The 13,985-nt window shown below is 66.5% G+C and carries 10 protein-coding genes; 3 read left to right on the top strand and 7 right to left on the bottom strand.

Annotated elements, in window-relative coordinates; all coding sequences use genetic code 11:
* Positions 1-64 precede the first annotated feature (64 nt).
* The 3 genes from WN73_RS41525 to WN73_RS41515 form a co-directional block, all read right to left on the bottom strand.
* Entirely contained in the window at positions 65-949 is an 885-nt protein-coding gene (locus WN73_RS41525; RefSeq protein WP_028175602.1) for a 4-(cytidine 5'-diphospho)-2-C-methyl-D-erythritol kinase, read from the bottom strand.
* A gap of 28 nt (positions 950-977) precedes the next feature.
* Positions 978-2,774, bottom strand: a complete 1,797-nt coding sequence (locus WN73_RS41520; RefSeq protein WP_011085312.1) for a tetratricopeptide repeat protein — start codon at positions 2,772-2,774, stop codon at positions 978-980.
* A gap of 297 nt (positions 2,775-3,071) precedes the next feature.
* Positions 3,072-4,733: an electron transfer flavoprotein-ubiquinone oxidoreductase gene (locus WN73_RS41515; protein WP_028175601.1), complete on the bottom strand. Its 1,662-nt coding sequence runs from the start codon at positions 4,731-4,733 to the stop codon at positions 3,072-3,074.
* Between the two features lie 135 nt (positions 4,734-4,868).
* Between WN73_RS41515 and WN73_RS41510 the strand changes: the two genes are divergently transcribed.
* Positions 4,869-5,684 carry a uracil-DNA glycosylase gene (locus WN73_RS41510; protein WP_028175600.1) on the top strand — a complete coding sequence of 272 codons (816 nt, stop codon included), beginning with the start codon at positions 4,869-4,871 and terminating at the stop codon, positions 5,682-5,684.
* 117 nt (positions 5,685-5,801) lie between these two features.
* Here WN73_RS41510 and WN73_RS41505 read toward each other — a convergent pair whose 3' ends face one another.
* From WN73_RS41505 to WN73_RS41490, 4 genes are all read right to left on the bottom strand, one after another.
* Positions 5,802-7,310, bottom strand: a complete 1,509-nt coding sequence (locus tag WN73_RS41505) for a glycosyltransferase family 39 protein (protein ID WP_271558099.1) — start codon at positions 7,308-7,310, stop codon at positions 5,802-5,804.
* 245 nt (positions 7,311-7,555) lie between these two features.
* On the bottom strand, positions 7,556-8,416 hold the full coding sequence (locus WN73_RS41500) for a ribonuclease HII (RefSeq protein ID WP_028175598.1): 861 nt from the start codon (positions 8,414-8,416) through the stop codon (positions 7,556-7,558).
* A gap of 76 nt (positions 8,417-8,492) precedes the next feature.
* Complete coding sequence (locus WN73_RS41495) at positions 8,493-8,948, bottom strand: VOC family protein (RefSeq protein ID WP_028175597.1); 456 nt, start codon at positions 8,946-8,948, stop codon at positions 8,493-8,495.
* Positions 8,949-8,972: 24 nt separating this feature from the next.
* Entirely contained in the window at positions 8,973-10,136 is a 1,164-nt protein-coding gene (locus WN73_RS41490; RefSeq protein ID WP_028175596.1) for a PA0069 family radical SAM protein, read from the bottom strand.
* 210 nt (positions 10,137-10,346) lie between these two features.
* Between WN73_RS41490 and WN73_RS41485 the strand changes: the two genes are divergently transcribed.
* Entirely contained in the window at positions 10,347-12,734 is a 2,388-nt protein-coding gene (locus tag WN73_RS41485) for a phosphoketolase family protein (RefSeq protein ID WP_039184966.1), read from the top strand.
* Positions 12,735-12,738: 4 nt separating this feature from the next.
* On the top strand, positions 12,739-13,935 hold the full coding sequence (locus WN73_RS41480) for an acetate/propionate family kinase (RefSeq protein WP_028175594.1): 1,197 nt from the start codon (positions 12,739-12,741) through the stop codon (positions 13,933-13,935).
* The last annotated feature ends 50 nt before the right edge of the window (positions 13,936-13,985 follow it).

Here is a 13,985-nt window from a genome sequence, read left to right as displayed (position 1 = left end):
CAGACTGTCACCACCGCGGGATTCTGGATTGCGCCGCTGCGCTCGCAATGACGGACAAACAAATCTAGCTCAACGTCCCCGCGTGCACCCACCAGCCGGGGTGATCGCGCCGGATCTTTTCCGCGGCAGCATGGGCCTCGGCCGGCGCGCCATAGATCGCAAAGCAGGTCGCGCCCGAGCCGGACATGCGGGCGAGCTTGACGCCGGCGGAGTCGCGTAGCGCCTCCAGCACCTCGCCGATGACAGGTTCGATACGCATCGCGGGGGCCTCGAGGTCGTTGGCGACGGTTTCGAGAACCTCGACCCAGTCGGCAATCGAGGCGCCCTCCTCCGGCCAGGCCGGGGCTCCGAGGACGGAGGTGGCGCCGACCAGCAGCTCGCCGTTGCGCAGGCCCAGCGCCTGGAACACGTCCTTGGTCGCGACCGGCACGCGCGGATTGACCATCACGCAGGGCATGCTCGGCAGCGCCAGCGGCAACAACTGCTCGCCGACGCCGGTCATGTCGCAGGCGCGCGAATACAGGCACACCGGCACGTCGGCGCCGGTCGCGAGCGCGACCTTCTGGAGGCGGGGATCATCGAGCGACAGGTTGTTGAGACGCGCCAGCAGCCGCAGCGCTGCCGCTGCATCCGCCGAGCCGCCGCCGATGCCGGCCGCGACGGGCAGCACCTTGTCGAGCGCAAAGGCGCCCAGCTTCAGGTTCGGCACGGCCTCGGCCAGAAGTTTTGCGGCCTTGAACACGAGATTGTCGGACGTCTCGCCGCAAGCCGCGGCCAGCGGTCCCGTGGTGGCTAGCTTCAGCTCGCCGCCTGGCTCCAGCGTGAGCCGGTCGGCGCAATCGGCAAACGCCACCACGCTTTCGAGATCATGATAGCCGTCGGCACGACGGCCGACCACGCGAAGGCTCAGATTGACCTTCGCGCGCCCCTCTTCAATCAACGCCGGCATCGGCGACACGCCCCCAACTTCACTCAGCTTAGCCGCCCTTGCCGTCGTCCTTCTTCTTCTCCGCCTGCGCGGCCGAAGAGTTCGAATTGTCCTCGGTGAGGCCGTTGGCGATCTTGGCCTCGATCTTCGGAAGCTCATCCGGCTCGGGCTTGAGATCGCGGGCGTGCGACCACTGGAATTTGGCTTCCAGCGTGCGGCCGACGCGCCAATAGGCATCGCCAAGGTGATCGTTGATGGTGGGATCCTCGGGCTTGAGATCGATCGCGCGCTCGAGGTTCTTCACCGCCTCTTCGTAGTTGCCGATGCGGTAGTAAGCCCAGCCGAGCGAGTCGACGATGTAGCCGTCGTCGGGACGCTGCTCGACGGCGCGCTTGATCATCTTCATGCCTTCGTCGAGGTTCACGCCCTGGTCGATCCAGGAATAGCCGAGATAGTTGAGGACATGCGGCTGGTCGGGCTGCAGCTCGAGCGCCTTCTTCATGTCGGCTTCGGCCTTGGCCCACTGCTTGGAGCGCTCCTCGCAGATGCCGCGATAATAGTACCAGACGCTGTTGGCCTTGTCGTTGCCGGCCGGCAGCACGTCGACGCCCTGCGAATAGGTCGCGCCGCAGTCGCCGAACTTCTTGCGGCCGCGCTCGATGTTGCCGAGCGCCATGATGGCTTCGAGATCCTTGGAATCCTCTGACGTGACGCCCTTGAGGATCTTGATCGCCTCATCGGTGCGGTCGGCGGAATCCAGATCGATGGCGAGCTGGATCTGCGCGTTGCGCTTCAGCGGCGAGGTCGACGGCACGCGCTCATAGACCTTGATCGCCATCTGCGGCCGCTTCACCGATTCATAGAGATCGGCGAGCGAGAGCAGCGCCAGCGGATGGGTCGGCTGGAGGTAGAGCGAGAGCTGGAGATAGACCAGTGCCAGATCCTCGCCGCCGCGGCGGGTCAGCGTGGCGCCGATGCCGTAGAGGGCCTCGGCAGCGCCGGCCTGCGCGGAATCGACCAGCGGCGGCAGCTTCTTGCCGGCCTTGGTGTCGCGCAGCCCTTCCACGATCAGCGGATGGCGGGCGAGCTTCTTGTCGAAGGCCTGGTAGACGGTGGTCGCGGCGGCCGCATCCTTGTTGCGCGACAGCCAGCGCGCATAGGCCTCGGTGACGCGCAGCATGGAATCGTCGAGCTTGTAGGCGCGCTCGAAGCGCGTGCCGGCGTCCTTCTCCTTGCCGGCGAGTTCGAGGATCATGCCGGCGTGGAGATCCTTGAACAGCGGATACCATTCCGGACCGGCGAGCTTGTCGATGGTGGCGACAGCACCCTTGGAATCGCCGGCGCCATAGGCCGCCCAGCCCGACAGCAGCGTGGCGACGAGATCGGTGATGGGGCCGCGGATCGACTGGTTGATGTTGGTCTGCGCAGTCGCGTATTTCTTCATCTTGAGATCGTGCACACCGACGACGAGGCGCGCGACGCGGTTGGTCTTGTCGATGGTGAGGACACGCTCGGCGAGCTTGACCGCTTCGTCGATGTCGCCGTCGGCGACCGAGGAGATGAAGGCACGGTCGAGCAGCTCGTTGTTCTTCGGATCGGTGCGGAGCGCCGAGCGGTAGAATGCGGCGGCCGAGGTTGCGTCGCGCTCGACGCTGGCGTGGCGGGCGGCGAGATAGCTGCCGGAGGTCGTGAGCGACTTCAGATCGTTCCGGGTCGGAAACTGCGCCGCCGTATCGGACGGATGATCCGGCGTCTGCGCCAGGACCCTGCCGGGGACCGTCGCGATCGCTGTGCCCATGAGGGCGATGGCGGCGACAGTCCAGCGGTTGAAACGATTTGAAAGCATCAGGGCTCGCCTTGAGTTGGTAGTGCCTGGGTTTGCAGCAGAAAGCCGTCTCGCATGCGAACGCGGCCGGTGGCATCGGGACCCGGAACCGTCAGGTCGGACAATGCCGCTTTTGGCGGTTTACCGCAAGGATTCGGACCGGGCGATCGCCTCCGAACGCCCCAAATCGGACAAGAGCGCCCCAAGACGCCGCCACTATGGCCTTATCGTGGCCGCGACAGGTGGCCGCGGCCCGGTTCTCACGCGAACGTGCGGCAGATCACCCTTTGTGACCAGATCCGCGCTGATTGGCCCGCCCTACATCGCCTCGTAGTTCGGACCGCCGCCGCCCTCCGGCGGAACCCAGGTGATGTTGCCGTTGGGGTCCTTCACGTCGCAGGTTTTGCAGTGAACGCAGTTCTGGGCGTTGATCTGGTAGCGCGGGCTCGCCCCCTCCTCCACCCACTCGTAGACGCCGGCCGGGCAATAGCGATTCGAGGGACCGGCGAACACGTCGTGCTCGGAGGTCTTCTGGAGGTTCATGTCGGCAACCCGGAGATGGACCGGCTGGTCCTCCTCGTGATTGGTGTTGGACAGGAATACCGACGACAGCTTGTCGAACGAGATCTTGCCGTCCGGCTTCGGGTAGTTCCTCGGCGCGTGGCTCTTGGCCGGATCGAGCGTCGCGCGATCGGGCTTGGAATGCGACTGGGTACCGAACAGCGAGGCGCCGAACAGCGTGTTGCACCACATGTCGAGTCCGCCGAGCGCGACGCCGAGCACGGTGCCAAACTTCGACCACAGCGGTTTGACGTTGCGGACCAGAAAGAGGTCCTTGCCCACGGAGGAGGAACGCCACGCGTTCTCGTACTCGACGATCTCGTCATTGGCGCGATCGGCCGCAAGCGCTGCTGCGACATGCTCGGCGGCCAGCATGCCGGTGCCCATCGCATTGTGCACGCCCTTGATGCGCGGGACGTTGACGAAGCCGGCCGCGCAGCCGATCAGCGCGCCGCCGGGGAAGCTCAGTTTCGGCACTGACTGATAGCCGCCCTCGGTGATGGCGCGCGCGCCATAGGCGAGCCGCTTGCCGCCTTCGAAGGTGCCGCGGATCGACGGATGGGTCTTGAAGCGCTGGAACTCGTCGAACGGCGACAAATAGGGATCGTCGTAGTTCAGATGCACGACGAAGCCGACGGCGACGAGATTGTCGTCGTAGTGATAGAGGAACGAACCACCGCCGGTCTTCAGGTCGAGCGGCCAGCCGAATGAATGCTGGATCATACCCTTCTGGTGCTTGGCGGGATCGATCTGCCAGACTTCCTTCAACCCGATACCGAACTTCGCCGGCTCGCTCTTGGCGTCGAGCGCGAACTTCGCAATCAGCTGCTTGGTCAGGCTGCCTCGGGCGCCTTCGGCGAACAGCGTGTATTTGCCGAGCAATTCCATGCCGCGGGTAAAGGAGTCCTTCGGCTTGCCGTCGCGGCCGATGCCCATGTCGCCGGTGGCGATACCCCTGACCTTGCCCTCCTCGTCATAGAGCACCTCGGCCGCGGCGAAGCCCGGATAGATCTCGACGCCGAGCGCCTCGGCCTTGCGCGCCAGCCAGCGGCAGACATTGCCGAGCGAACCGATGTAGCAGTGATGGTTGTCCATCAGGGGCGGCATCATGAAGTTCGGCAGCTTGATCGCGCCGCCGCCCGTCATCCAGTAGAAGCGGTCGTCCTTCACCTGCGTCTTCAGCGGACAGTCGGAATCCTCGCGCCAGTCGGGAACAAGCTTGTCGAGCCCGGCCGGATCGATCACGGCGCCGGAGAGAATATGCGCGCCGACCTCGGAGCCCTTCTCCACCACGACGACGTTGAGATCGGCGTTGAGCTGCTTCAGCCGGATCGCGGCCGACAGGCCCGAGGGGCCGGCGCCGACGATGACGACGTCGAATTCCATGGATTCGCGCGGGGGAAGTTCTTCGGTGCTCATCTGATCTCAGCCCTTGAGACGGTCCTCGGTCGTTTGCGCCCTCTTGTTTCCGATTTTTCCGGATAGGACAACCACGGAAATGCGTTCCGGTGGGATGCATGGCGCCCCAAACTGATATAAAAGTCTGACTTTCGCATGATCCCCGAACCCGCCCCCACCGTCCGAGAGCTTCTCGCCTTCTATCTGGAGGCCGGTGTCGACTGCGCGCTCGCGGAGGAGCCGATAGACCGCCTGGCGGAAATGGACGCCCCGCCGCCGGTCCCGCGCGCAGCAGCGCCGGTCGAGGCGCCGCGGCCGGTCGCCGCGCCCGCGGTGATCCGCGGCGAGGCCGCACCCGCGCCCGACGTCGCGATCGCCTCGGCACGCGAGGCTGCGCGCACCGCGCCGACGCTCGAGGCACTACGCGAGCTGATGCAGGGCTTCGAGGGCTGCGCGCTGAAGCACACCGCAACAAGGCTGGTGTTCGCCGACGGCAATCCGCAGGCGCGCATCATGTTCGTCGGCGAGGCGCCGGGCCGCGACGAGGACATCGAGGGACTGCCGTTCGTCGGGCGCAGCGGCAAGCTGCTCGATCTGATGATAGGGGCCATAGGCCTCAACCGCACCACGGCCTACATCGCCAACGTGATTCCGTGGCGGCCGCCCGGCAACCGCACGCCGACGCCGCAGGAAACGCAAGTGTGCCTGCCCTTCATCCAGCGCCAGATCGAGCTGGTGAACCCCGACGTGCTGGTGACGCTCGGCAATCCCTCGACGCAGACGCTGCTCGGAACGCGCGAAGGCATCATGCGCACCCGCGGCCGCTGGTTCGACTACGAGACCGCTGGGCGCACCATCCGCGCGCTGCCGACCTTCCACCCGGCCTATCTGCTCCGCTCGCCGTCCTACAAGCGGCTGGCCTGGCAGGATCTGCGGGCGATCGCGAAGGTGCTGGGGCAAGGCACGGTGTAACCACACACACCGTCATTCCGGGGCTCGCGAAGCGAGAGCCCGGAATCCATCGAGCGGCAGAGTTGGTGGATGAATGGATTCCGGGTTCGCGGCTTTGCCGCGCCCCGGAATGACGGGTTAGGCCCCCTTCGGCCGCACGATGGCCCAGCCGATGCGCAGCAGCTGCTGGCGGCCGGTCACCAGCCATTCGAAGGCGCGCGGCACTTCCGGCACTATGCCGGGAAAGCGCTTGAGGATGTCCGGCGGCGGCGTGCCCGCGGTGTCGGCGGCGCGCCAGACCACGACGCCGCCGGTCTCGCTGAACTTGGCCTGATTGATCCACGGCGTGCGCGCGGGCTCGGCATCGATGAACAGATGTGGGCGGCCGGAATGCAGCGCGATCAGGCTCGCAAGCTGGGTCTCGCCGGCCACCGCACGCAGGCGATGGTTGGTGCGGCGGGCAAAGCTGTCATCGAAAAAATCCGAGATCGCACGCGCCGGCATCGAGGTCGCGATCTCATTGGCGCCGGTCCAGGGTAGGAACAGGACGGCGAGCACGACGCCGGCGGCGGGCGCCACGACGGCGGCGGCCCACACCGTCCGCAGCATCCGCGCGCGGCGCATCGCGATGAGATCGCCGGCACCCACCACCACGGCCAGCCCCGACATCACCAGTACCACGCCGGCACCGCCGACGACGGACTCGAGCCCGAACAGGCCGGAGATCAGCACCGCACCGAGCGCCGGCGCCAGCGCGAAGAAATAGACGAAGTTGCGCGCCAGCGGCTCGACCGGCGGGCGGTAGATGATCGGCGCCTCCTCGCCCTTGGCGAGGAACAGGCCGGTGTTGAGGAAAGTCAGCGCCGGGATCGCCGCCGCGCCAAGCACGAGCCCGCCGAGCAGCCAGGCCGCGTGGATCGCGCGGGTGCTCAGCTCGGCGACCGCAGGCAGGGCCGGCAGGACCAGCGTCTCGGCGCGCATCAGCCAGACGGCATAGGGCAGCGCGAGCACGGCGACGACGATCAGCGCGAACAGCGGATCGAGCGCGCGCAGCGTGCGGCGGCCGCCGGCGGTCGCAAACGCGAAGACGACGAGCAGCAGGAGCAGGAAGACCGCCGCGGGCGTCGTCAGCAGCAAAAGCCCGGCCTCGATCGACCAGGCGAACCAGGCGTTGCCGCGGCGCTGGCCGATGATCTGCCAGGAATGCAGCAGCAGCAGCGCCCACAGCGGTCGCGCCAGCACCAGCGGGCCGAAGTCGAGCGCGGGCGAGGAGAAGGCCAGCACCGTCATCGTCAGCAGCACGGCCAGCACCGCCTGCTGCGAGCCGACCACGGCGCGGGAGAGATGGTAGAGCGCGATGAAGGTCGCGATCTCGCAGACCTCGGCCAGCACATAGACGCCGAACATGTGGCCGCCCGCGGCGCGATAGGCGATGTCGGCGAGCCAGACCGGCAGCGGCGGGCCGAGATCGGTGCCGACCTGGTATTCCCTGCCGAAGGCCAGGAGGGTCGCAAGGGTGCCGGGCGGGCTGCGATAGAACGCCAGCGCCACGAACAGCCACATCGCGGCCTGGAGCAGCACGACGATCCACACGATCAGCCGCGGCCGGGCGCGAATGAGCTCGATGACCAGGGAGGTAAACCGCATGCAACGCCCGAAAGATGCAGCCAACCCGTCCAGCCGGCCCTATTCGCTCACGAGTGTTTTGATAAAGGGCGCTACGCGTTGTGGCAACGACCGTCTGCTCGTCATGCCCGGGCTTGTCCCGGGCATCCACGTTCTTCGTACCTCGGCAAAGACGTGGATGGCCGAGACATAGGCGAGCGGAAGCGACGCCATTCTTCGGACGGCTAGGCCCGGCCATGACGATGTGGAGGTTGCGGGACTAAACCCTAGAGATTCGCCGACGCGTCGATCTCAACGCTTGCTTCCACCCGCACCTCGACCTCGGTCGCCGCGAACAAGTCGCGCACCGGCTCGACTGTCCAGGGCATGTGCTTGGCGCGGGCGGCGGCGACGGGGGCGAAGAAGCTGCGGTGGTGGACGGTCGGGCCGAGGCGGTTCAGCGCGTCGAGATGCTCGGGGACGCCGTAGCCCTTGTGCTGCTCGAAGCCATAGCCCGGGCAGTCCTGCGCCAGCGCGCACATCAGCCGGTCGCGCGTCACCTTGGCGACAATGGACGCCGCCGCGATCGACAGGACGATACCGTCGCCGCCGATCACGGCCTCGCAGTCGCATTCCGTATCGAGCCGGTCGCGGCCGTCGACGAAGACGTGGCGGGGCGCCTCGGGCAGCGCCACCACGGCGCGCTTCAGCGCCCACAGCGAGGCGCGCAGGATGTTGTCGCGGTCGATCCGCGCGGGCGAGGCGACCGCGACCGAGACCTGCGCGGTGGCGCAGATCTTGTCGAACAGCTTTTCGCGCTGCTCCGCCGTCAGGCGCTTGGAATCGTCGATACCGCGTGGAATGCGGTCGGGGTCGAGAATCACTGCGGCCGCCACCACGGGACCGGCGAGCGGCCCGCGGCCGGCCTCGTCGCAGCCCGCAACCGGCCAGATGCCGCGCTTGATCAGCGCGCGCTCGCGGCGGAAGCTCGGCGGCGCGACGGCAATGACGCCTTTCGGGCCCGCGCTCTTGCCGGTCGAAGGCTTGGCCGCCGAGGCCTTTCCAGCCTTTGCAGGTGCAGCCTTCCTCGCAGCGTCCTTGCTGGGCGCAGCTTTGGCCGACGTCTTGGCGGATTTATCCCGAATCATGGCGGGGATCGTGCGCAAGCGGCCCTGCTTGCGCAACCGGGAACCCCTCGCAATTCCCGTTATTCAGGCGAGCCGCCTACTCGGCCAGATGCACCCGCCGGTCCTCACCGACCTCGATGCCCGGCGCGACCACGACCTCCCAGGGATGGCCGTCGGGGTCGGCGAAATAGCCGGAATAACCGCCATAGTCGGTCTCGTGCGCCGCTTTCAGCAGCGCGGCGCCCTTGTCGACAGCGAAGGCCAGCACCGCATCGACCTCCTCGCGCGTGGCGCAGTTCCAGGCGAGCGTGATGCCGCGGAAGGTCGTCGGCCTGGGCTTATCCGGCAAGGCCGCGTCGGCCGCGAGCTGGTCCCAGTGAAACAGGGCAAGCACCGGACCGCCGGTATCGTAGAAGGCGACGGCCTCGCCGGTCGCCTTCAGCCGGCGCGAAAAGCCCAGCGCATCATAGAACGCGATGCTGGCGCGAATGTCGCTCACACCCAGCGTGATGACCGTGAGCCGCGGCACCGGGGGCGGCAGTTCCTTACTCATGACACACCTCGTTCGCCTCGGCTCCTAGAACAGGCTGAGCTGATCGCCGTTCCGCTTCGGCCGCGCGAAGTGATCCATCGTCAGTTTTGCGCGACGCTTGTTGAGCCCCAGCCTGTCGCAGGCGATCTCGAAGCGGCGGCCGATGGTCCAGGCCATCGGGCCGGTGCCCTTCATGCGCTCGCCCCATTTCGCGTCGTAGTCGCGGCCGCCGCGCATGTCGCGGATCAGCGTGAAGACGTGGCGATAGCGGTCCGGATAGTTCGCCATCAGCCATTCGCGGAAGAGGTCGCGCACCTCCAGCGGCAGCCGCAGCAGCACGTAGGAGGCTTCCTTGACGCCGGCATGGGCGGCCGCATCGAGAATTCGCTCGATCTCGGAATCGTTCAGCGCGGGAATCACTGGCGCGACCATCACGGTGGTGGGAATGCCGGCATCGGAGAGCTGCTTCAGCGCCTCCAGCCGCTTCGGCGGCGTCGAGGCCCGCGGCTCCATGGTGCGCGCCAGCTTTGGATCGAGCGAAGTCACCGAGATCGCGACCTTGGCGAGGTTGCGCTTGGCCATGCGCGAGAGAATGTCGATGTCACGCACCACCAGCGCCGATTTGGTGACGATGCCGACGGGATGACCAGCGCGCTCCAGCGCCTCCAGGATGCCGCGCATGATTTTTCGCTCGCGCTCGATCGGCTGATAGGGATCGGTGTTGGTGCCGATCGCGATCATCCGCGGCTCATAGCCTGCTGCTGCGAGCTCCTTCTCGAGCAGCGCCGGGGCCTCCGGCTTGACGAACAGTTTGGACTCGAAGTCGAGCCCGGGCGACAGGCCGAGATAGGCATGGGTCGGCCGCGCGAAACAGTAGACGCAGCCGTGCTCGCAGCCGCGATAGGGGTTGATCGAGCGGTCGAAGCCGATATCGGGGGAATCGTTGCGGGTGATCACCTTGCGCGAGGTGTCGACCGCGACCGTGGTCTTGAATGGCGGCAGCTCTTCCAGGCTCTGCCAGCCGTCGTCGAAGGCGACGCGCGCCTCGGCCTCATAGCGGCCGCTGGCGTTGGACTGCGCGCCCCGCCCCCGCCTGCGCTGCTTGTCGATGGCGACAGCGAGCTCGGGGAAATCAGAAGGCGCACCCGCCGGCTCGGAGGGCGCCGTGACCGGCGGGTGCTTGAGAGCATGAGAGGATGCTGGACTCATGAAGCCAAGATAGCACGCCAAAGGAACAAATCAAGAACAAGAACAAAAAACGTGAAAACAACCCCATGCACAGTAGAGGCGCCCAAACTTCGGGCGCCTGCCTTTGACCTCACGCAACATCGCCGTCACCACGATCTCGTTTGATGCCGCGAAGGATCGATCGCGCCGGAACTCGGTTGGTGACGATCCCGGGTGAAGGTCGGCAGGAACATGACAAATCAACAACAATCGGCCGCCGCGAGCAGCGACCTCGATCTCCTCGATCGCTACTGGCGCGCCGCCAACTACCTCTCTGTCGGGCAGATCTACCTGCTCGACAACCCCCTGCTGCGCGAACCGCTGCGGGCCGAGCACATCAAGCCGCGTTTGCTCGGCCATTGGGGCACGACGCCCGGCTTGAACTTCATCTACGCCCATCTCAACCGCGTCATCCGCGCGCTGGACCTCAACGTGCTCTATGTCTGCGGTCCCGGCCATGGTGGCCCGGGCATGGTCGCCAACACTTATCTCGAAGGCAGCTACAGCGAGATCTATCCTAACATCGCGCGCGATGCGGACGGATTGCGCAAGCTATTCCGGCAGTTCTCCTTCCCCGGCGGCATCCCGAGCCACGCCGCGCCGGAGACGCCCGGCTCGATCCACGAAGGCGGCGAGCTCGGCTACGCGCTGGTGCACGCCTATGGCGCGGCGCTCGACAATCCCGACCTGGTCGTCGCCTGCGTCGTCGGCGACGGCGAGGCCGAAACCGGCCCGCTCGCGGCGTCCTGGCACTCCAACAAGTTCCTGAATCCGGCGCATGACGGCGCGGTGCTGCCGATCCTGCACCTCAACGGTTACAAGATTGCCAACCCGACCGTGCTCGGACGAATGTCTGACAGCGAGATCCGCGATCTGTTCCGCGGGTTCGGCCACGAGACCCTGTTCGTCGAGGGCGACGATCCCAAATTGATGCACCGGATCATGGCGGATGCGCTCGACGTCGCATTCGCCAGCATCCGCTCGATCCAGCAGCACGCCCGCGACGGGCGCAAAAACGTCGAGCGGCCACGCTGGCCGATGATCGTGCTGCGCAGCCCGAAGGGCTGGACCGGTCCGAAGGAAGTCGACGGCAAGAAGGTCGAAGGTTTTTGGCGCGCGCATCAGGTGCCGGTCGCAAGCTGCCGCGAGAACCCTGCGCATCTGAAGGTGCTCGAAGACTGGATGCGCAGCTACGAGCCGGAGAAACTGTTCGACGCGAGCGGCGCGCTCGTCCCCGAGCTCCAGGCGCTGGCACCCGAGGGCAATCGCCGCATGGGCGCCAATCCGCATGCCAATGGCGGATTGCTGAAGAAGGAGCTGAAGCTGCCGGACTTCCGCAGCTTTGCCGTCGAAGTGCCGCAGCCCGGCGCCGTCACGGGGGAAGCGACGCGCGAGCTCGGCAAATTTTTGCGCGACGTCATCCGCCTCAACGCGCAAGAGCGCAACTTTCGCATCATGGGTCCGGACGAGACGGCGTCAAACCGGCTCGATGCGGTGTTCGAGACGACCGAACGTGTCTGGATGGAGCCGATCGAGCCTTACGACGTGCATCTTGCGCGGGACGGCCGCGTGATGGAGGTGTTGAGCGAGCATCTCTGCCAGGGCTGGTTGGAGGGCTATCTGCTCACCGGACGCCACGGCTTCTTCTCCTGCTACGAGGCCTTCATCCACATCGTGGATTCCATGTTCAACCAGCACGCCAAATGGCTGAAGGTGACGCGGCACCTGCCGTGGCGGCGGCCGATCGCCTCGCTCAATTATCTGTTGACCTCGCATGTCTGGCGCCAGGACCATAACGGCTTCAGCCATCAGGACCCCGGCTTCGTCGACCTCGTCGCCAACAAGAAGGCCGACATCGTTCGCATCTACTTCCCGCCCGATGCCAACACGCTGCTGTGGATCGCCGATCATTGCCTGCGGACGTACAACCGCATCAACGTGATCGTCGCCGGCAAGCAGCCGGCGCCGCAATGGCTGTCGATGCAGGACGCCGCCACGCATTGCGATGTCGGCATCGGCATCTGGACCTGGGCGGGCACGGAAGACGCGGGTGGCGAGCCCGATGTGGTGATGGCCTGTGCCGGCGACGTGCCGACATTGGAGACGCTTGCCGCCGTCGACCTGCTGCGCAAGGCGCTGCCGGATCTGAAGATCCGCGTCGTCAACGTCGTCGACCTGATGACGCTGCAGCCGCAGGACCAGCATCCGCACGGCCTGTCCGACCGCGACTTCGACAGCCTGTTCACGCGCGACAAGCCGGTGATCTTCGCCTATCACGGCTATCCCCATCTGATCCACCGGCTGACCTATAACCGCACCAACCATGCCGGCCTGCATGTGCGCGGCTTCGCCGAGGAAGGCACCACGACGACGCCGTTCGACATGGTCGTGCTCAACGAGCTCGACCGCTACCACCTTGCGATCGAGGCGATCGAACGCGTGCCGGGTCTTGCGACCAGGGCCGCGCAGGTGAAGCAGCAGCTCCGCGACAAGCTGATCGAGCACTCACGTTACGTGCGCGAGCACGGCGAGGACATGCCCGAGATCCGCGACTGGGTCTGGCCGGGCAAGCCGGGCTGACGCCATGCCGGCGCCAGAGGCGGTTCTCGTCCTCAACTCGGGCTCGTCGAGCATCAAGTTCGGCCTGTTCGAGATCTCGACAGCAGAGCCCGCGCTGCTCTGCAAGGGCCTGCTCGACGAGCACGAGGCCAGGCCCCGGCTCGTCGTGAAAGGCGCTGCGGGCGAAGACCTGTTCGAGAAGCGGCGGGACGAGGCCGATGCCGACGGCGGCCACCTGTTCGCCGACGCGCTCGCCTTCATCGACGACCGGTTCGGCCAAGACAGCTTGCGCGCAGTCGGCCACCGTATCGTCCACGGCGGGCCGGATCATTCAGGCCCGGTCGAATTGACGGACGATATCACCGCGAAGCTGGAGGCCCTGACGCCGCTGGCGCCGCTGCACCAGCCGCGCTGCCTCGCGCCGGTCCGCACCCTCTCCGCGATCCGTCCCGCGCTGACCCAGATCGCCTGCTTCGACACCGCCTTCCATCACGGACTTGCACCGCCTGCGAGCCGCTTTGCGATTCCGAGGCGCTTCGAGCAGCGCGGCGTCAGGCGCTACGGCTTTCACGGGCTGTCGTTCGAATATGTCGCGGGCCGCCTCGCCGGAATCGCGCCGCAGCTCGTTGCGAAGCGCACCGTCATCGCGCATCTCGGCAATGGCGCAAGTCTCTGCGCACTCCGCAACGGCCGCAGCGTCGACACCACGATGGGACTGACGCCGCTCGACGGCCTCGTGATGGGCACGCGAAGCGGCACGATCGACCCCGGCGTGCTGCTCTATCTGCAGCAGCACGAGGGGATGTCGGTCGAAGACGTCCAGCACCTGCTCTATCACGAGTCGGGCCTGCTCGGCGTCTCCGGCATGTCCGCGGACATGCGCACGCTGCTTGCGAGCCGCGAGGCTGCGGCACGGGACGCGATCGATCTCTTCACCTTCCGTGCGGCGCAGGAGATCGCGATGATGGCGACCACGCTTCAGGGGCTGGACTGTCTGGTCTTCACCGGCGGCATCGGCGAGCATGCCAGCGAGATCCGCAGCGCGATCGGCGAGCGTCTCGCCTGGCTCGGCGTCCGCATCGATGCAGCGGCGAATGACGAGGGACGCGAGCGGATCGGCGCCGGCGACAGTGCGGTGGACATTTTCATCATTCCCACCAACGAAGAGATCGCGATCGCGCGCCATTGCGCCGCGCTGCTGCGCGAACGACACGCTGCGTGACGGTTTTATGAATGATCTGACGCAATGAGGCCGTCGCAACTTCGCGGCAT

This window comes from Bradyrhizobium sp. CCBAU 45394 (assembly GCF_028128655.1).
GTDB classification, from domain to species: Bacteria; Pseudomonadota; Alphaproteobacteria; order Rhizobiales; family Xanthobacteraceae; genus Bradyrhizobium; species Bradyrhizobium diazoefficiens.
The sequence above is the reverse complement of the archived record's forward strand: the minus strand, read 5'-3'. Positions and strand labels throughout refer to the sequence as shown.